This is a genomic window from Longispora urticae (genome assembly GCF_053902585.1).
This window is the reverse complement of the sequence record NZ_JAQZSH010000012.1, coordinates 133,592-152,733: the sequence shown is the minus strand read 5'-3', so window position 1 is coordinate 152,733 and position 19,142 is coordinate 133,592. Positions and strand designations below refer to the sequence as shown.

The window sequence follows — 19,142 nt, the reverse complement described above, 5'->3', positions numbered from 1 at the left end:
ACACGTGGTCACTGCGAGCTACGAGAGCGTGGGGGCCGGTACCCGGCCCCGGGACCCGGAGGTCCGCCCCGCGACCTTGCGCGCGGTCCGGACCGCCGTGAGGACCGCCTCCGAGGCCAGCTTGCCGCCCAACAGGCTCTGCCCCGCACCCTCGGCGCCGGCCCAGGCGAGGTCCGACCAGGAGAACTCCCCGGTCTGCACGGCGCCGACGAGATAGTCGGCGACCCCGCCGGCGGCGCCGCCGAGGAACTGGCACCCCACGATGCCCACGGCGAGGCTGGCCCCGGCCGTGGGTGGCGCGAGCGCGACGGCCGCCGCGACACACCCGACGGTCACGAGTTTCGCGACGACCTCGGCGACGAGATGGTGGACCACGAAGTCGGCGGCCTTCCGCAACCAGCGGCCGAGGGTGCGCCACGGGCTCAGGCCGGACGGGTCGGACGCGTTGACCGGGTCGCCACCGGCGTAGGAGTACGGCGCGCCGGTCTCGGCGACCAGCGGGTCGCGGGTCAGGAACTGGCCGGTGGCGGGGTCGTAGTAGCGGTGCCGCAGGTACTGGAACCCGGTGACCGGGTCGGTGTACTGCCCGGCGTAGCCCAGCGCGGACACCGGGTCGGGCCCGACCGGCCGGCCGTACGGGTCGTAGCTGGCGCTGCCGGTCACCTGCCCCCGGATGTCGGTGACGAGCCGCACGCTGCCGTGGTGGTCGGTGACGAGGTAGCGGGGCTGGTCGCCGGTGACCTGTTCGATGGGCTCGCCGTCCGCGCCGTACAGGTACGCGTGCGCGCCGTCGGACAGCACCAGCGGGGTCGGGCTGCTCCGGTCCCAGGCGAAGCGGCTGGTGGTGCCGTGGGCGGTCGCGGCGACCCGCTGCCCGTCTCCGTCATAGGCGTAGCCGGTGTCCGTGCCGTACCCGACGAGGCGGTTGGCCTGGTCGTAGCGCAGGGTCGTCGTGGACCCGGCGGTGGTGACGGTGCTCCGGTTGCCCTGCCGGTCGTAACCGAACGTGCGGGTGACGGCCCCGGAGGTGCTGGTCCGCAACTGGCCGCCCGGGTCGAACGTCTGCCGGGTGCCGTCGGGCATCGTCAGCAGGCCGCCCGCCGCGTCCTGGTCGACGGTGCGCCCGTCGACGCCGCCGAGCCGGTGCAGCCGGTCGTAGGTGTAGCTGTGCCGGACGCCGGTGACCGGGTCCGTCGTGGAGCTGACCTGCCCCGTGGTGTCGTCGCCGGTGGCGGTCAGGGTGGCCAGGACCTTTCCGGTGGCGGTGTTGCGGACCGTTCTGGTCGCCCCGTAGCTGATCTCCACGGCGTTGGGGGAGCGCCGCCGGACCAGCGCTCCGGTCGCGTCGTCGTAGTCGTAGGAGGTCGTGGCGTTCAGCCAGTCGGTGACGGCGGTGAGCTGGCCGGCGCCGTCGTACGTCCGGGTCACCACCCGGCCGCCGGGGTAGGTGAGCCGGGTAAGCTGGCCGTCGTCGTCGTAGCCGTATCCGACCGCGGTGCCGGCGCCGTCGACCACCGAGGTGAGCCGGCCGGCGTCGTCGTAGGAGTAGCGGGTGGTGCCGGTGCCGTCCGTCATGGCGGTCCGGCGGCCGGCCTCGTCGTAGCGGTAGGCCACGTCGGGGGTGCCGGGGTCGGCGTAGGACACCGAGACGAGCCGGTCGGCCGGGTCGTACCCGTAGCCGGTGCGGCGTCCCGACGGGTCGGTGACGGACGTCAGGTTGTCGGCCCGGTCGTAGCCGTAGCCGGTGACCCGGCCGAGCGGATCCGTGCCGGTGGCCAGCCGTCCGAGCGGGTCGTACGTGTACCGGGTGACGCCCCCGAGTCCGTCGACCCGCTCCACCGGCCGCCCGAGTCCGTCGTGGACCGTGCCCGTGGTGCTGCCGTCCGCCCGGGTCACGAGAACCGGCAGGCCGTCCGGGTCGTGCCGGTAGTCGGTGCGGTGGCCGTCGCGGTCGGTCGTGGCCACCGGGTTGTCGTCGGGGTCGTACGCCACGGTCGTCACGTGCCGGGCCGGGTCGGTCACCTGGTCCGGCCGGCCGGCGGGGTCGTGGCGGGTGGCGGTGACCGCCCCGCCGGGGGCGATGACCTGGGTGCGGCGCCCGGCGTCGTCGTAGGCGTACCGGGTAGCCCGGAGGACCCCCGGCCGGGGCGACACGGTGCTGGACGCGACCCCGCCCCACCGGTCGTAGCCCAGGACGGTCACCCGGCCGGCGGCGCTGACGACGCGCGTGCGGTCCCCGGGGTGCGCCGGGTCCTCGTAGCGGTGTTCGACCCGCTCGTGTTCGGCGTTGACCTCCTCGGTGAGGTCGCCGGAAGCGTTGTACGCCAGGGTGCTGACCCGCTGCCGGGGGTCGGTGACCCGGACGGGCAGCCCGTCGGCGTACGCGTACCCGGTGACGTGCAGGTTGGCGTCCGTCACGCTCGTCACGGCGCCGTACCCGTCGTAGGTGTAGCGGGTCCGGTGCCCCTCGCCGTCGGTCACCGAGGACACCAGCGCCGCCGCCGTGTAGGTGTACCGGACCGTGGCCGCCGACGGGGTGCCCGCGCCCCGGGTGACGGCGGTCAGGAGCAGGCCGGCGTACTGGTGGACGGTCACCGCCCCCTCCGCGTCGGTCATCGTGGTCGTGCCGCCGGCCGGCGAGGCCCCGTCGCCCGTGTAGGCCCACGTCGTCCGCGCCCCGGTGCCGCCCACCTCCGTGGTCACCCGGCCGCGTTCGTCGTAGGCCACCGTGCGGGTCGCCCCGCCCGGGCTGCGGGTGCTGGTGAGCCGGTGCGCCGGGTCGTAGCCCAGCTCCCACACCCGGCCGAGCGGCTCGGTGACCCGGAACAGATCCCCGTCCTGGTACTGGTACCCGACGGTCAGCCCGGCCGGCCCGTCCACCCGGGTGACCCGGTCCCCGGTGTACCGCAGCCGCAGCGTCCGCCCGCCCGGGTCGGTCACCCGCTCCAACCGGTTGTCGCCGGTGTACCCCAGCACCGTCGCGTAGCCGTGCGGGTCGGTCTGGCGCACGAGGCGACCCGAGTCGGTGAACGAGTGCCGGACCCGGTCGTCGTGCCGGCGGAACACGAACCCGCCGGGCTCGCGGGCCAGGGTGGCCAGCACCCGGGGCGCCGCCGCGTACCCGTCGCCGTCGGGGTGGAACACGACGACCGAACCGTCCTCCTGGCGCACCTCGACGTCCCCGTCGGCCGCGACGGTCAGCGCCAGGTCGTAGCTGTCGGTCCAGCCGAAGCCGAACCGCCCCTCCCGGTCGGCGCGCAGCGAACTGTACGTCCTGGTCAGCGCGAGGGGCACGCCGCGACCGGGCACCGACAGGTCCGTGACCTGGTCCCAGTACGCGCCGGTCGCGCAGTTGACGGCCGGGGCCTCCCCGCACGGCACCGGCCGCTCGCCCGGGTTCGGCGCGCCGCCCTGCTCCGCGACGCCGGGACCGCCCACCGGGGCGACGGTGGCGGCCGGCGCCTGGGCGAGCGCGAAGTAGGCGCTCGCCCCGGGCCGCAGCGGGCGGGCGAACGTGACGGTGCCGGAGCGGCCCTTGCCCGCGAGGCGCACCCCGGGGCCCGCGTGGGACGCCGGGCCGAGCGGGCAGCCGCGCGGCGCGGGGTCGACGCACAGGCCCGGGCCGGTGAGCTCGAACAGCGCGGTGTCGGCGGCGACGGCCAGTGCGCGCAGCTCGGCGGGGCTGTCGTTGCGCACCCCGACCAGGGTCGCGCCGGTCCGCCCGTCGTAGGGGCCCTGCCCGGGGTCGGCCCGGACGGCGACCGCGCCCGAGGCGGTCACGTCGATCAGCACCGCGCACCCGGTGTCGGCGCCCAGGGCCGGGCACTGCGGGAACGGCGCGGTCGCGGTGCTGGTCGCGACCATGCCCGTGGCCGGCCGCCACCCCTTCGGCGCGGAGCCGAACCGGGGGGTGACCGTGGTGGACCGCGCGGGATCCGCCGGGACCGGGTAGGTCACCGGCACCGGGTCGGTGCGCGTCACCGCCAGGTACGTGACCGTGGCGACGGCGCCCGTGCCGAGCAGCAGCGCCGCCACGAGGAGGAGTGCCACGGGGGAACGGAGGAACGGGCTCCGCATGGTCGACCTCCGGCGGGGACGGGCGGGGCCGCGGAACACGGACGCCGACCCTCCCATTGTCCCCAGTGGAGGGTCGGCGTCGGTCGGGTTTCCGCCCGGTCCGTGTCGGCTCGCCGACTCCGCTACGCGCCCAGCTCGTCCCGCACCTGCGCGAACGCGGCGACAGCCCGGCGGACGTCCTCGGTGGAGTGCGCGGCCGACAGCTGGACCCGGATCCGCGCCTTGCCCTGCGGGACGACCGGATACGAGAACGCGATCACGTAGATGCCCCGCTCCAGCAGCGCGGCCGCCATCCGGCTCGCCAGCGCCGCGTCGCCGACCATGACGGGCACGATCGGGTGCTCACCGGGCAGCACGTCGAAACCGGCCGCGGTCATCTCCGACCGGAACAGCGCCGTGTTCTCGTGCAGCCGGGCCCGGCGCTCGTCGGACTCGGCGAGCAGGTCGAGGATGCGCAGGGACGCGCCCACGATCGCGGGCGCCAGGGAGTTGGAGAACAGGTACGGGCGCGAGCGCTGGCGCAGCAGCTCGACGATCTCGGCGCGGCCGGCCACGTAGCCGCCGCTGGCCCCGCCGAGGGCCTTGCCGAGGGTGCCGGTGACGATGTCGACCCGGTCTGCGACGCCGAAGTGCGCGGGCGTGCCCCGGCCGCCGGGGCCCATGAAGCCCACCGCGTGCGAGTCGTCGACCATGACCAGCGCGTCGTACCGCTCGGCCAGGTCGCAGATCTCGTCCAGCGGCGCGATGTACCCGTCCATCGAGAACACGCCGTCGGTGACGATCAGCCGGTGCCGGGCGTCGGCGGACTCCTTGAGGCAGCGCTCGAGGTCGGCCATGTCCCGGTTGCGGTACCGGAACCGGGCGGCCTTGGACAGCCGGATGCCGTCGATGATGCTGGCGTGGTTGAGCTCGTCGGAGATGACGGCGTCGGCCTCGGCCAGCAGGGTCTCGAAGACGCCGCCGTTCGCGTCGAAGCAGGAGCTGTACAGGATCGTGTCGTCGGTGCCGAGGAACTCCGACAGCCGCGCCTCGAGCTGCTTGTGGGGCTCCTGGGTGCCGCAGATGAACCGCACGGACGCCATGCCGAAGCCCCAGTCGTCGAGGGCCTGCTTGGCGGCGGCGACGACGTCGGGGTGGTTGGCGAGGTCGAGGTAGTTGTTGGCGCAGAAGTTCACCACGGTGCCGGTGCCGACGGTGATGTCGGCGGACTGCGGGCTGGAGATCACGCGCTCGGACTTGTAGAGCCCGGCCTCGCGGATCGCCGCCAACTGCTCCGCGAGGTGCGGGCGCATCTGATCGAACACGGTGCTACTCCTTGTCCTGGATCTGGGGGCGGGTCCAGTCGATGACGACCTTGCCGCATTGCCCGGAGCGGGCCGTCGCGAACGCCTGCGCGTGGTCGGCGTAGCCGTACCGGTGGGTGATGACGGGGCTGATGTCCAGGCCGTTCTGGAGGAGGACGGACATCGCGTACCAGGTGTCGTACATCTCCCGGCCGTAGATGCCGCGCAGGGTGAGCATCCGGGTGACCACGGTCGCCATGTCCACGGGCACGTCGCCGGTGGGCAGCCCCAGGATCGCGATCCGTCCGCCCGGGCTCATGGCCGCGATCATGTCCTGGAGGGCGTCGGCGCGGCCGGACATCTCCATGCCGATGTCGAAGCCCTCGGTCATCCTCAGGTCCGGCATCACGTCGGTGATCCGGCTGGCGCTGACGTCCAGGGCGACGCTCGCGCCGAGCTTGCGGGCGAGGTCGAGCCGGTAGGGGCTGACGTCGGTGATGACCACGTTGCGGGCCCCGGCGTGCTGGGCGATGGCGGCGGCCATCAGGCCGATCGGCCCGGCGCCGGTGATCAGCACGTCCTCGTTGACGACCGGGAACGCCAGGGCCGTGTGCACGGCGTTGCCGAACGGGTCGAAGATGGCGGCGACGTCGAGGTCCACGGGGTGCCGGTGTACCCAGACGTTGGACTCCGGCAGCACCACGTACTCCGCGAAGGCGCCGTCGGTGTGCACGCCGAGCCCGATCGTGCGGAAGCACAGGTGCCGGCGGCCGGCCATACAGTTCCGACATTTGCCGCAGACGAGGTGACCCTCGCCACTGACGGTGTCGCCGACCGCGACCTCCCGGACGCCCGGCCCGACCTCGGCGACCTCGCCGACGAACTCGTGGCCGAGCACGAGCGGGGCCTTGACGGTCCTCGCCGCCCAGTCGTCCCACGAGTCGATATGCAGGTCGGTGCCGCAGATTCCGGTCCGCAACACCCTGATCAGGACCTGCCCCGGGCCGGCCTCGGGGGTCGCGACCTCAGTCAGCGTCAGTCCCGGACCGGCGGCAGTTTTCACCAGCGCTCTCACGCGGACCATCCTGGCCGCCGACCCGCTCTGAAGTCCATCTCCAAATCATGGTCTATGTTGTGAAGCGCAGCTTCAAAGGAGGGCCACCGTGATCGACCCGCGCAGGCTCCGGGTACTGCGGGCGCTCGCCGACCACGGCACCGTGACCGCCGCCGCCCAGGCGCTGTACCTGTCGCCCTCCGCCGTGTCCCAGCAGCTCGCCGCGCTGGAGACCGAGGTCGGCCACGCGCTGCTGGAACGCCGGGGCCGCGCCGTCCGCCTGACCGCCACCGGGGTCGTCCTCGCCGAGCACGCCACCCGGGTCGCCGAGCAGCTCGAACGGGCCGAGGCCGACCTCGCCGCCGTGTCGACCGGGGTCGCCGGCGAGGTGGTGATCGCCGCGTTCGCCACCTCGATCATCGAGGTCGTCGCCCCCGCCCTCGCGGCCCTGCGCCTCGGGGCGCCCCAGGTCCGGGTCCGGGTGAAGGACGCCGAGGGCCACACCAGCCTGCGTCTGGTCCTCGACGGCGAGGCCGATGTCGCCGTGGCCGTCGAGCAGCGGTTCACGCTCGGCTCGGGCGGGGACCGCCTGCTGCGCGAGCCGCTCTACGTCGAACCGTTCGACGCGGTCCTGCCGCCGGGCCACCCGCTGGCCGACGCCGCCGCCGTGGACCTGGCCGCGCTCGCCCCGGGCGCGTGGATCACGCCGTGGCCCGGCAACCCGGTGCACGACATGGTGCTGCGGGGCTGCGAGGACGCCGGGTTCCGGCCCCGGGTGGAGTGCCTGTCCGACGACTTCCGGGCGGTGTGCGCGCTGGTCGCGGCGGGGGTCGGCGTGGCGCTGGTGCCCCGGTCCGCCCTGCACTCGATCGACACGTCCGGTGCCGAGGTGCGGCCGTTGACCGGTCGGCCGCCGACCCGCCGGGTGTTCACGGCGGTCCGCCGGGGCAGCGAGACCCACCCCCTGGTGACCCTGGCCCTGGGCGAGCTGCGCACGCACGCGGCCCACGTGTCCCACCCCTGAAAAGCCGCGAACCTCATCCGGGTACGCCGCCACGCGCTGGCCGCGACGGCCCCGGTGCGGCTACGCGTGCGCCGCCACCGCCTCGTCGATGACCCCCGGGCTCAGGATGTGCTCGATCACCAGCACCGACGCCCCGATCACCCCGGCCCGGTCGTCGAGCTGCCGCACCCGGATGCTCAGGTGCTGGGTGGCCAGCGGGAGCGACCGGCTGTAGACGACCTCGCGGACCCCGGCCAGCAGGTACTCCCCGGCGTCGGCCATGTCGCCCCCGATGATGATCCCGCCCGGGTTGAAGAAGTTGACCAGGGAGGCCAGCACCTCGCCGATGTCGCGGCCCGCCTGCCGGACCAGCTGGACGGCCCGGGCGTTGCCGGCGCGGACCAGCGCGACCACGTCCCGGCTGTTGGCGGTGTTCTCGCCGGCGGCGCGCAGCTGGGCGGCGAGCGCGGCCCCGCTGGCCACGGCCTCCAGGCAGCCGGTGTTGCCGCACCGGCAGACGATGTCGGACGTCGTCACCCGGATGTGGCCGATGTCGCCGGCCGCGCCCTGGGCGCCGCGGTGCAGGCGGTGTTCGGTGATGATGCCGCTGCCGATCCCGGTGGCGACCTTCACGAAGAGCAGGTGCTCGATCTCGGGGCTGGCCGCCCAGTGTTCGCCGAGCGCCATGATGTTGACGTCGTTGTCGACCAGGATGGGGACGCCGAGCCGGAGCCCGAGCCAGCCGGGCACGTCGAACCCGTCCCACCCGGGCATGATCGGCGGGTTGACGGGCAGGCCGGTCTGGTGCTCGACGGGGCCGGGCAGCCCGATCCCGGCGCCGCACACCTGGTCGAGGGTGTGGCCGGACTCGTCGAGGAGCCGGTGGAACGCGTCGACCAGCCAGCCGAGCACCTTCTCGGGGCCGTCGGTGATCGGCACGTCCGCGCTGTGCTCGGCGAGCACCTGGGTGGCCAGGTCGGTGACGGCGAGCCGCGCGTGGGTGGCGCCGAGGTCGGCGGCGAGCACGATCCGCGCGCCGGCGTTGAAGGCGAACGCCACCGCCGGCCGGCCGCCGGAGGAGATCGCGTCGTTGGACGGGATGATCCACCGCTGGTCGGACAGCGCGTCGAGCCGCTGCGACACTGTGGACCTCGCCAGGCCCGTGAGCTGCATCAACTCGGCTCGGGTCCGGGCGCGTCCGTCGCGGAGGATCGTCAGAAGTGCTCCTGCGCCCGCTGCCTCGGTGGTCAATTCCCTGCCTCCCGTTGATCTTTCCCGGCTTAGTAATGACATCTTACATCAAGGTTTTGCTTGACCATCGACGTAAGTGACTCCTAGTCTCCTTTAACATGTTGGAAATACGACGGTGGCCGACGGAACTCCGCGCAGGCATAGTCGGGACGGGCTTCATGGGCCGGATCCACGCCCGGGCCGCCCGGTTGACCGGTGCGCGGCTCGCGGGCGTGGCCGGCTCCACAGCGGAGCGGGCGCGGCAGGCCGGCGACCTGATGGGCGCGGACCGGGTCTTCGCCACGGCCGAGGATCTGATCGAGTCCGGCCTGATCGACGTGGTGCACATCTGCACCCCCAACCATCTGCACGCACCCCTCACCCTGAAGGCGCTGGACGCGGGGCTGGCGGTGATCTGCGAGAAGCCGCTGGCCACCGACGCCCGGACGGCCGCGCTGATGGCCGGCCGGGCGGAGGAGGCCGGGCTCCTCGGCGCCGTCCCGTTCGTCTACCGGTTCCACCCGATGGTCCGCGAGGCCCGGGCCCGGATGGCCGACATCGGCCGGGCCAGCCTGATCCAGGGCAGCTACCTCCAGGACTGGCTGCTGGAACCGACGGACGACAACTGGCGGGTCGACCCCGAACTGGGCGGGCCGGGCCGGGCGATCGGCGACATCGGTACCCACTGGTGCGACCTGGCCGAGTTCGTGACCGGGGACCGGATCGCCCGGGTCAGCGCCCAGACCGCCGTGGTCGTCACCGACCGGGCGACCAACTCCCCGGTCCTCACCGAGGACGTCGCCACCGTCCAGTTCACCACCGTCGCCGGGGTGCTGGGCTCGGTCAACGTCAGCCAGGTCGCGCCCGGACGGAAGAACCGCCTGGTCCTGGAGGTGTCCGGCACCTCCGGCAGCCTCGCCTTCGACCAGGAGGACCCCGAACGCCTCTGGCTGGGCGACCGCGCCGGTTCCCACACCCTCGTCCGCGACCCGGTCACCCTCTCCGAGGCCGCCCGCCGGTACTCGCCGTTGCCCGCCGGGCACGCCCAGGGGTACCACGACTGCTTCGACGCGTTCGTCGCCGACAGCTACGCCGCGATCCGGGGCGAGTACCGCGACGGCCTGCCGACCTTCGAGGACGGGGCCCGCGCCGCCGTCATCACCGACGCGATCCTCGACTCGGCGCGCACGGGGGAGTGGGTCCCGTGTTGAGGATGCGCGGGATCGGCAAGAGCTTCCCCGGCGCGCGGGTCCTCACCGGCGTCGACCTCGACGTGGCCCCCGGCGAGGTGCACGCCCTCGTCGGGGAGAACGGCGCCGGCAAGTCCACCCTGATGAAGATCCTCGCCGGGGTGCACGCGCCCGACGAAGGCACGGTCGAGATCGACGGCCGGGCCGTGACGTTCGGGCACCCGTTGGACGCCCAGCGCGCCGGCGTGGCCATCATCTACCAGGAGTTCACCCTCCTGCCCGAACGCACCGTCGCGGAGAACGTGTTCCTCGGCCGCGAACCGGTCCGGCGCGGCCTGGTCGACCGGGGCGCGATGCACGCGACCACCGCCCGGCTGCTCGCGTCGCTCGGCGAGGACTCGTTCGGCCCCCGGGACCTGGTGCGCCGGCTGTCGGTGGCGCAGCAGCAGGTGGTCGAGATCGTCAAGGCGCTGTCGGTGGACGCCCGGATCGTGGTCATGGACGAGCCGACCGCCGCCCTCGCCGAGCACGAGGTGGAACTCCTCTACGGGCTGGTCCGCCGGCTGCGCGACCGCGGCATCGCCGTGCTGTACATCTCGCACCGGCTCCGGGAGATCTTCGAACTCGCCGACCGGGTCACGGTGCTCAAGGACGGCGCGAGGGTCACCACCGCCCCGACGGCCGAGCTGACCACGACCGCCCTGGTCCGGCTGATGGTCGGCCGGGACCTGGCGGACTACTTCTCCCCGCGCGCCTCCCGCCCGCCCGGCGACGTGCTGCTGTCCGTCCGGGGCGGCGGCAACGACCGGCTCGACGGCATCGACCTGGAGCTGCGGGCCGGCGAGATCGTGGGCCTGGCCGGGTTGCAGGGCTCCGGCCGCACCGAGCTGGTCAAGGCGCTGTTCGGCGCGGAACCGTTCACCCGGGGCGAGATGACCCCGCGGCGTCCCCGGTCCGTCCGCGAGGGCATCGCCGCCGGCTTCGGCCTGGTGACGGAGGACCGCAAGTCCGAGGGGCTGGTGCTGCACCAGTCGGTCCGCGACAACGCCCTGCTGGTCGCCCGCACCCGGCGGGGCCGGCCGAAGGGCGCGGTCCTGGAACTGCTGGAACGGGTCCGGCTCACCCCGCCGCGCCCCCAGCAGGAGGTGCGCTACCTGTCCGGCGGCAACCAGCAGAAGGTCGTCCTGGCCAAGTGGCTGACGATCGCCCCGAAGGTGCTGCTGTTCGACGAGCCGACCCGCGGCGTCGACGTCGGCGCGAAGGCGGCGATCCACGAACTCGTGCGCGAACTCGCCGAGGAGGGCCTGGCCGTCCTGATGATCTCGTCCGAGCTACCCGAACTCATCGGCATGAGCGACCGCGTCCTCGTCCTGCGGGACGGCCGGATCGCCGGTCACCTGCCCGCGGACTCCTCGGAGGAAGCTGTGATGCACCTGGCGGCGGGATCATGACCCCGGACACGCGGGCCCCGGCCCCGAGGCTGAGAGCCCTGGCCCCGACGCGGCTCGGCCGCCTGGGAGGCGCGGACAACCCGGCCCGCCCGGTCTTCCTGGCCCTGGGCGTCCTGGCGGTGCTCGGCTGGCTGGTCGTCGCGGTCGACGGCGGGCAGTTCCTCAGCCAGGAGAACATCGTCGGCATCCAGCAGCGCTCCGCCGCGCTCGGCATCGTCGCCATCGGACAGACCCTGGCGATCCTGGCCGGTTCGCTGGACCTGTCGGTCGCCGTGGTGATCAGCCTGTCGTCCCTGGTGGCGGCGGAGACCATGGCCGACTACGGTGTGCTGCCGGCCATCGGCGCGGTGCTCGCGGTCAGCGCCCTGACCGGGCTGCTCAACGGGCTGGTCATCACCCGGCTCAAGGTGCACGCGTTCATCGCCACCCTCGGCGTCACCCTGATCATCAAGGGGGTGCTGGACCACCGGTACGACGGGCCGGCGGGCAGTGTGCCGGCCTCGTTCCAGAAGCTGGGCTACGACCGGATCGGGCCGGTACCCGTCTCGGCGTTGCTCTGGGCCGCGATCGCGGTGGCGGCCTGGTTCCTGCTGCGCCGCACCACCCTCGGCTACCGGATCTACGCCGTCGGCGGTGACCCCGAGGTCGCCCGGCTGTCGGGGGTGCGCACCGACCGGGTCCTCGTCGTCACGCACGTGCTCTGCTCGCTGTGCGCCGGGATCGCCGGCCTGCTGCTGGCCGCCCGGCTCGGCGCGGGCGCCCCGACGGTCGGCACGGACGGCGGCTACGACCTGGAGTCCATCGCCGCGGTCGTGCTCGGCGGGACCGCCCTGGCCGGCGGGCGCGGCGGGGTCGCGGGCACCGTCGGGGGCGTCCTGGTGCTGGCCGTCCTCGACAGCGTCTTCAACCAGCTCGAAGTGAACTCCTTCGCCAAGGACGTGGTGCGCGGCGTCGTCATCGTGGCCGCCCTGGCGATCTACGCCCGTCGGAGGCGGTCGGCATGAGACGCACCCTGCCCATCTTCTGCGTGCTGGCCGTCCTGCTCGTGGCCATCGGGGTCGCCAACCCGCACTTCCTGGAGCCGGCCGGCTTCCTGTCGTTCGTCAAACGGGCCGCCCCGCTGGCGATCCTCGCGGCCGGGCAGTACTTCGTCATCGTGTCCGGCGAGTTCGACCTGTCGGTGGGCTCGCTGGTCACCGCCGAGGTCGTGATCGCCGCCCGGCTGATCGACGGGGAGCCCGCCGCGACCTGGCCGGTGCTCGCGCTGCTGCTGGTGGCCGGCGCGCTGGTCGGCCTGGTCAACGGGCTGGTCACGACCCTGCTGCGGGTGCCGTCGTTCATCGCCACCCTCGGCATGATGCTGATCCTGTCCGGCGCGGTGTTCCTGTGGACGGGCGGTGCCCCGCGCGGGGCGCTGACCGAGCAGTTCCGCGCGTTCGGCCGGGCGGGCCTCGGGGCCGTGCCGTGGTCGGCGCTCATCCTGGCCGCCGTCACGGTCGCGGTCGTGCTGCTGATGCGCGCCGACTTCGGCCGGACGCTCGTCGCCACCGGGGACAACCAGAAAGCGTCGGACCTCTCGGGGGTACGGACCCACCGGGCCAAGACCGTCGCCTTCGTCCTGTCCGGGCTCTCGGCGGCCGTGTGCGCGATCCTGCTCGGCGGCTACGCGGGCGTGTCCGCCCAGGTCGGCCAGGGGCTGGAGTTCCAGGCCATCACCGCCGTGGTCCTCGGTGGCGTCGTGCTCGGCGGCGGCCGCGGTTCGGTCGTGGCCGCGATCGCCGGGGCCTTCACCCTGGAGGCCCTGTTCACCCTTCTCAACCTGTACGGCGTCTCCGGCGCGCTGGAGGTCACCGTGCAGGGCGTCATCCTCGTCGCCGCGGTCGCCCTGGGAGCAGTGCGGCTCCCACGGTGGACCGCCCTACCCCGCCGCCCCCTGAAAGGACAGTCATAGCCATGCCCCTCTCCCCGAGACAGGTACTCACCGCGGTGGCGCTGACCACGCTGCTGGCTCTTTCCGCCTGCTCCACCGACACACCCTCCGCGTCGCCCACCACCAAGGGGAACACGGGGGAGCAGTCCAAGTTCTTCGTCCAGGCCGACTACGACGCCCAGCTCGCGATGCGCGGCCAGGCGGCGACCGGCCCGGCCGACAAGCCGTGGGAGCAGAGCATCGCCCCGCAGTTCGTCGACACGGCCAAGTACAAGAAGGCCGGCCCCTACCACCTGTGCTTCTCCAACGCGGCGGTCAACAACCCGTGGCGGCAGGTCGGCTGGAAGACCATGCAGGCCGAGGTCGCCCTGCACCCGGAGATCAGGGACTTCACGGTCCTGGACGCCGAGGGCAAGGACGACAAGCAGATCTCCGACATCAGCGAGCTCACGGCCAAGGGCTGCGACGCGCTGATCGTGTCGCCGAACACGACCGCGACACTGACGCCGGCGGTGGCGGGCGCGTGCCCGAAGGTACCCGTCATCGTCTTCGACCGTGGGGTGCAGACGGACTGCCCGGTGACCTTCATCAAACCCATCGGCGGGTACGCGTTCGGCGCGGACGCGGCCGAGTTCCTGATCGAGAAGGTCAAGCCCGGCGGGAAGATCCTCGCGCTGCGCATCCTGCCCGGCGTGGACGTGCTGGAGACCCGCTGGTCGGCGGCGAAGGTGGCCTTCGACAAGAGCAAGCTGAACGTCGTCGGCGTCGAGTTCACCGACGGCGACGCGGCCAAGACCAAGAGCATCGTCAGCGACTACATCCAGCGGCACGGCAAGCTCGACGGCATCTGGATGGACGCCGGCGCCACCTCGGTCGCCGCGATCGAGGCGTTCGAGGACGCGGGCCTGCCCGTGCCGCCCATCAACGGCGAGGACCAGCAGGACTTCCTCCAGAAGTGGAGCGACAAGAAGCTCACCGCGGTCGCCCCGACCTACCCGACCTACCAGTGGCGGACCCCGGTCCTCGCCGCCCTGCGGATCCTCAACGGCGAGCAGGTGCCGAAGGTCTGGAACCTGCCCCAGCCGAAGATCACCGAGGCGAATCTCGGCACGTACCGCAAGCCCGGCATGCCGCCGCTGCACTACGCGCTGTGCGGCTGCGAGGCCATGCCCGGCTTCCCGCAGAAGTGGGGAGGCAAGTAGACATGTACCCGCTCGGAGTCAACACCTGGGTGTGGACGTCCCCGCTGACGGACGCGGACCTGGCGGTGCTGGCCCCGCGGATCGCCCACTGGGGGTTCGACGTGATCGAACTCCCGGTGGAGCGGCCCGGCGACTGGGACCCCGACAGCGCCGCCGAGCTGCTGGCGTCCCTGGGCCTGGCCGCCTCGGTCGTGCTGGTCATGCCGCCCGGCCGCGAACTGGTGGCCGCCGACTCCGTCACCGAGACCCAGGACTACCTGCGGCACTGCGTGGACGTGGCCGTGACCCTCGGCGCGCCGGCGGTCAGCGGTCCGGCGTACGCGTCCGTCGGCCGGACCTGGCGGATGGACTCCGACGAGCGCAAGGCCGTGTACGCGGAGCTCAAGGAGAACCTGGAGCCGGTCGTCGACTACGCGGCCGACCGCGGCGTACGGATCGGCGTCGAACCGCTCAACCGGTACGAGACCAGCGTGCTCAACACCGTCGAGCAGGCCCTCGACGCGCTCCCCGAGAACTGCGGCCTGGCCCTGGACACCTACCACCTCAACATCGAGGAGAAGAAGCCCTCCGACGCCGTCCGGCTGGCCGGCTCCCGGATCGCGCACCTCCAGGTGTGCGGCACCGACCGGGGCACGCCGGGCGACGACCACTTCGACTGGCCCGACTTCGCCGCCGCCGTCGGGGAGACGGGCTACGCCGGCCCGCTCGTCATCGAGTCCTTCACCGCCGGCAACGCGACCATCGCGACCGCCGCCTCCATCTGGCGACCGCTCGCCCCCAGCCAGGACGCCCTGGCCACCGACGGGCTCGCCTTTCTCCGCACCCTCACCCGTTAGCGACGGCACCTCCCCCCTCAGGAGCTTCCCCATGCGAACATCCAGAACGGTCCGCGCCCTGGCGGTCCTCACCACGACGTGTCTGGCTCTGCTGCTCACCCAGGTGCTGCCCGTCCAGGCGGCGGCCCCGGCCTTCAAGGCGCTGCTGTTCACCAAGACGGCGGCCGGCGCCTACCGGCACGACTCCATCCCCGCCGGCATCACGATGCTCCAGCAGCAGGCGACCGCGAACAACTTCCAGCTGGACCTGTCCGAGGACTCGGCGGTCTTCACCTCGGCGACCCTGAACACCTACGACGTCGTCATCATGTTCCAGAACTCGGGCATGGTCTGGGACACCGACGCCCAACGGCAGGGCATCCAGGCGTACGCGGCCAGCGGCAAGGGCATCGTCGCGATCCACAACACCACCGACATGAACATCGACGCCGCGTTCCCCTGGTGGGACCAGCTCGTGATGGGCGGCGCGCACATGACCGCGCACTCGGCCATCCTGCAGGGCACGGCCAAGGTCGCCGACAAGGTGCACCCGTCCACGCAGGGGCTGCCGGACCGGTGGGTGCGGAGCGAGGAGTGGTACAACTTCGACAAGGACCAGCGCGGGGACGTGCACGTGCTGGTGACCGCCGACGAGACCACGTACAACCCCGGGCCGTCGAAGATGGGCCACGACCACCCGATCTCGTGGTGCCGGGAGGGCCAGCCCGCGAAGGTGTGGGCCACGGCGATGGGTCACAACGCGTCCTCGTACTCCGAACCGCTGTTCCAGCAGCACGTCCTCGGCGGCGTGAAGTGGGCGGCGGGCGCGGCCCCGGGCAGCTGCGGCGGCACGGTCGCCAACCGCTACCAGAAGGTCACCCTCGACGGCGCCCCCGACGAGCCGATGGCCCTGGACGTGGCCGCCGACGGCCGGGTGTTCTACGTCGAACGCTCCGGCGCGGTCAAGGCGATCGCCACCAACGGCGCGGTGTCCACGCTGGCCACGCTCAACGCCTACACCGGCGGTGAGGACGGCGTCGTCGGCGTGGCGCTCGACCCGAACTTCACCACCAACAACCGGATGTACGTGTACTGGTCGCCCGCGACGGCCGCGAACAAGAACCGGGTCTCCCGCTTCACGCTCACCGGCGCGACCCTGGACCTGGCCAGCGAGAAGGTCGTCCTGGAGGTTCCGGCGGGGCGGGCGCCCGGGGACCCGGAGCCCGGCCACACCGGCGGGAACATGGAGTTCGGGCCGGGCGGCAACCTGTACATCGGGGTCGGCGACGACGTCATCCCGGGCGCGTCCAACGGGTATACCCCGATCGACGAGCGGCCCGGGCGCGAGGACTACGACGCGCAGGGCACCGCCGCCAACACCAACGACCTGCGCGGCAAGATCCTGCGGATCCACCCGGAGGACAACGGCACCTACACGATCCCGGCCGGGAACATGTTCGCGCCCGGGACGGCGAAGACCCGGCCCGAGATCTACGTGATGGGCTTCCGCAACCCGTTCCGGTTCGGCGTCGACCCGGTGACCGGCTGGATCTCGGCCGCCGACTACGGGCCCGACGCGGGCGCCGCCGACCCCAACCGGGGTCCCGAGGGCACCGTCGAGTGGAACCTGATCAAGTCGACGGGCAACTACGGCTGGCCGTACTGCGTCGGCAACAACACCCCGTTCAACGACTACGACTTCGCCACCGGCCAGTCCGGGGCCAAGTTCGACTGCGCGGCCCCCGTCAACACCTCGCCGAACAACACCGGGCTGACGAACCTGCCCGCCGTCAAACCCGCCACCGTCTGGTACGACTACCACGCCGGCTCGCCGTTCCCCGAGATGGGCACGAGCGGCGGCGCGGGCCCGATGGCCGGCCCGATCTACCGGTACGACCCGGCCAGCACGTCCGAGCGCAAGTTCCCGCAGTACTTCGACAAGACCCCGTTCTTCTTCGAGTGGAGCCGCAACTACATCCGCGAGATGCGGCTCGACGGCAACGGCGACCTGCTGAAGATCAACAACTTCGCCGCGCAGCTGGGCATGCACGCGCCGATCGACATGGACTTCGGCCCCGACGGCGCGATGTACCTGCTCGAATGGGGCAACGGCTACGGCCACGAGAACCTCGACGACGGCGTCTACCGGATCGACTACGTCGCGGGCAACCGCGCGCCGCTCGCCAAGGCCAAGGCCACCCCCGACAGCGGGCCGTCCCCGCTGACCGTCGCGTTCTCCTCGGCCGGCTCGTCCGACCCGGACGGCGACGCCCTCACCTACGCGTGGGACTTCGACGGCAACGGCAGCACCGACTCCACCGCCGCCAACCCGTCCTACACGTACCCGACGAAAGCCACCTACAACGCGCGCCTGACCGTGCGGGACCCCGGCGGCAAGACCGGCACGGTCACCGTCCCGGTCTACGTCGGCAACACCCGCCCGAAGCTGGTCTTCGCGGCCCCGGCCAACGGCGGCTTCCTGACCAAGGGCGACTCGATCCCGTACCAGCTGACCGTCACCGACACCGAGGACGGCACGGTCGACTGCTCCCGGGTCAAGGTGATCAGCTCCATCGGCCACGACTCCCACAGCCACGACGAGAGCACCACCTACGGCTGCTCGGGCACCATCCCGACCGGGGACGACGGGCACGAGGCCACCGCGAACATCTTCCGGGTACTGACGGCCAGCTACGTCGACAACCAGGGGCTGGAGGGCACCCAGGAGAACGTGCTGCAGCCCCGGAGCAAGCAGGCCGAGTACTTCACCAGCTCGTCCGGCATCCGCGTCGTCAGCCAGGCGGGCGCCGAGAACGGCCGGCGGATCGGCGACATCGACAACAACGACTGGATCGCCTTCGACCCGGTCAGCATGAGGAACATGACCTCGGTGTCGTTCCGGGTCTCCTCGCCGGCGAACAGCGGAGGCTCGATCGAACTGCGCGCCGGCTCGCCGACCGGCACCCTGATCGCGTCCCAGCAGATCCCGGGCACCGGAGGGTGGGACACCTACGTGACCCTGCCCCCCGTCCCCGTCACCGACCCCGGAGGCTCCTACACCCTCTACGCCGTGTTCAAGTCCCCGATCGTCGGCCCGTTCGACCTCGACGCGATCACCTTCACGGGTACCGGCGTCGGCGTCCCCGGCACCGGCGGCGGTGGCCCGCAGACCGGACGCGCCTACACGCTGGCCGCCGCGCACAGCAACAAGCTCGTCGACGTGCGGGGCGTGTCCACCGCCAACGACGCGGCCGTCATCCAGTGGCCGGCCACCGGCGGCACCAACCAGCAGTGGCGGGCGACCGACGCCGGCAACGGCACGTTCACGCTGACCGCCGTGCACAGCGGCAAGTGCATGGACGTCGCCGGCGCCTCCCAGGCGGAGGCCGCGCTCGTCCTGCAGTGGACGTGCCACACCGGCGCCAACCAGAAGTGGCGGTTCGAGCCGGCCGGGACGGGCGTCTTCCGGATCGTGTCCGTGCACAGCGGCAGGTGTCTGACCGTGCCCGGGGCGGTGCAGACCGATGACACCCAGCTCCAGCAGGTGACCTGCGGGACGGGTACCCATCAGCAGTGGAGGCTCACCCAGGTCGGCTGACGCCGGTCCGGCCGGGCGTCCGAACCACTCGGGCGCCCGGCCTTCGCCGACCCGGGCGGGACGCGCGGACGCACCACTGTCGTACCCCCCCGCCCGGGTCGCTTCCGTGCTCTTCGGGGTGGGCGGTGTGACCGGTTCCGGGCGGCGGGTCCACTTTGACAGCTCGACGCCTGATTGCGCTTGCCAACCGCTTGCCGTGCAGGTCAGAGGGGGTGGTCAGGGGCCGGTGGCTCCGCTAACTTACAGGCACGTCGTGATCGGAACCGGCACCGACGGGTCATGCGGCAAGTGCCACGGGGGCAGCGTGAC

At 72.6% G+C, this 19,142-nt stretch carries 12 protein-coding genes; 8 read left to right on the top strand and 4 right to left on the bottom strand.

All coding sequences use genetic code 11. The features are described 5' to 3' along the window. Positions 1 to 18: 18 nt before the first annotated feature. The 3 genes from PT931_RS06990 to tdh all read right to left on the bottom strand — a co-directional run bounded on the left by PT931_RS06990 (position 19) and on the right by tdh (position 6,435). The gene (locus PT931_RS06990; RefSeq protein ID WP_456244844.1) at positions 19 to 4,077 is read right to left on the bottom strand and encodes a DUF6531 domain-containing protein; all 4,059 of its coding nucleotides are present in this window, start codon (positions 4,075 to 4,077) and stop codon (positions 19 to 21) included. Between the two features lie 122 nt (positions 4,078 to 4,199). Beyond that, positions 4,200 to 5,381, bottom strand: a complete 1,182-nt coding sequence (locus PT931_RS06985; protein WP_456244843.1) for a glycine C-acetyltransferase — start codon at positions 5,379 to 5,381, stop codon at positions 4,200 to 4,202. Between the two features lie 4 nt (positions 5,382 to 5,385). Then, positions 5,386 to 6,435 (bottom strand): L-threonine 3-dehydrogenase, encoded by a 1,050-nt coding sequence (gene tdh, locus PT931_RS06980; protein WP_456244842.1) that lies wholly within the window; start codon positions 6,433 to 6,435, stop codon positions 5,386 to 5,388. An 88-nt stretch (positions 6,436 to 6,523) separates the two neighbouring features. Here tdh and PT931_RS06975 point away from each other — a divergent pair, with 88 nt between their 5' ends. Then, complete coding sequence (locus PT931_RS06975; protein ID WP_456244841.1) at positions 6,524 to 7,438, top strand: LysR family transcriptional regulator; 915 nt, start codon at positions 6,524 to 6,526, stop codon at positions 7,436 to 7,438. 60 nt (positions 7,439 to 7,498) lie between these two features. Here the strand turns inward: PT931_RS06975 and PT931_RS06970 are convergent, their stop codons facing one another. Beyond that, positions 7,499 to 8,668, bottom strand: coding sequence for an ROK family protein (locus PT931_RS06970; protein ID WP_456244840.1), 1,170 nt, complete (start codon positions 8,666 to 8,668; stop codon positions 7,499 to 7,501). A 98-nt stretch (positions 8,669 to 8,766) separates the two neighbouring features. Between PT931_RS06970 and PT931_RS06965 the strand changes: the two genes are divergently transcribed. The 7 genes from PT931_RS06965 to PT931_RS06935 are packed head-to-tail and all read left to right on the top strand — an operon-like array spanning position 8,767 to position 18,833. Next, entirely contained in the window at positions 8,767 to 9,858 is a 1,092-nt protein-coding gene (locus PT931_RS06965; protein WP_456244839.1) for a Gfo/Idh/MocA family protein, read from the top strand. Positions 9,859 to 9,860: 2 nt separating this feature from the next. Then, the gene (locus PT931_RS06960) at positions 9,861 to 11,288 is read left to right on the top strand and encodes a sugar ABC transporter ATP-binding protein (RefSeq protein ID WP_456244861.1); all 1,428 of its coding nucleotides are present in this window, start codon (positions 9,861 to 9,863) and stop codon (positions 11,286 to 11,288) included. Then, a complete protein-coding gene (locus tag PT931_RS06955; protein WP_456244838.1) occupies positions 11,285 to 12,292 on the top strand; it encodes an ABC transporter permease in 1,008 nt (335 codons plus the stop codon). Before PT931_RS06960 ends, PT931_RS06955 begins: the two co-directional genes overlap by 4 nt. After that, positions 12,289 to 13,239 carry an ABC transporter permease gene (locus PT931_RS06950; protein WP_456244837.1) on the top strand — a complete coding sequence of 317 codons (951 nt, stop codon included), beginning with the start codon at positions 12,289 to 12,291 and terminating at the stop codon, positions 13,237 to 13,239. The genes PT931_RS06955 and PT931_RS06950 overlap by 4 nt, the downstream gene beginning before the upstream one ends. A 2-nt stretch (positions 13,240 to 13,241) precedes the next feature. Further along, positions 13,242 to 14,420: a substrate-binding domain-containing protein gene (locus PT931_RS06945; protein WP_456244836.1), complete on the top strand. Its 1,179-nt coding sequence runs from the start codon at positions 13,242 to 13,244 to the stop codon at positions 14,418 to 14,420. Positions 14,421 to 14,422: 2 nt separating this feature from the next. Beyond that, on the top strand, positions 14,423 to 15,256 hold the full coding sequence (locus tag PT931_RS06940; protein WP_456244835.1) for a sugar phosphate isomerase/epimerase family protein: 834 nt from the start codon (positions 14,423 to 14,425) through the stop codon (positions 15,254 to 15,256). 31 nt (positions 15,257 to 15,287) lie between these two features. Then, complete coding sequence (locus PT931_RS06935) at positions 15,288 to 18,833, top strand: ThuA domain-containing protein (RefSeq protein WP_456244834.1); 3,546 nt, start codon at positions 15,288 to 15,290, stop codon at positions 18,831 to 18,833. Positions 18,834 to 19,142 lie beyond the last annotated feature (309 nt).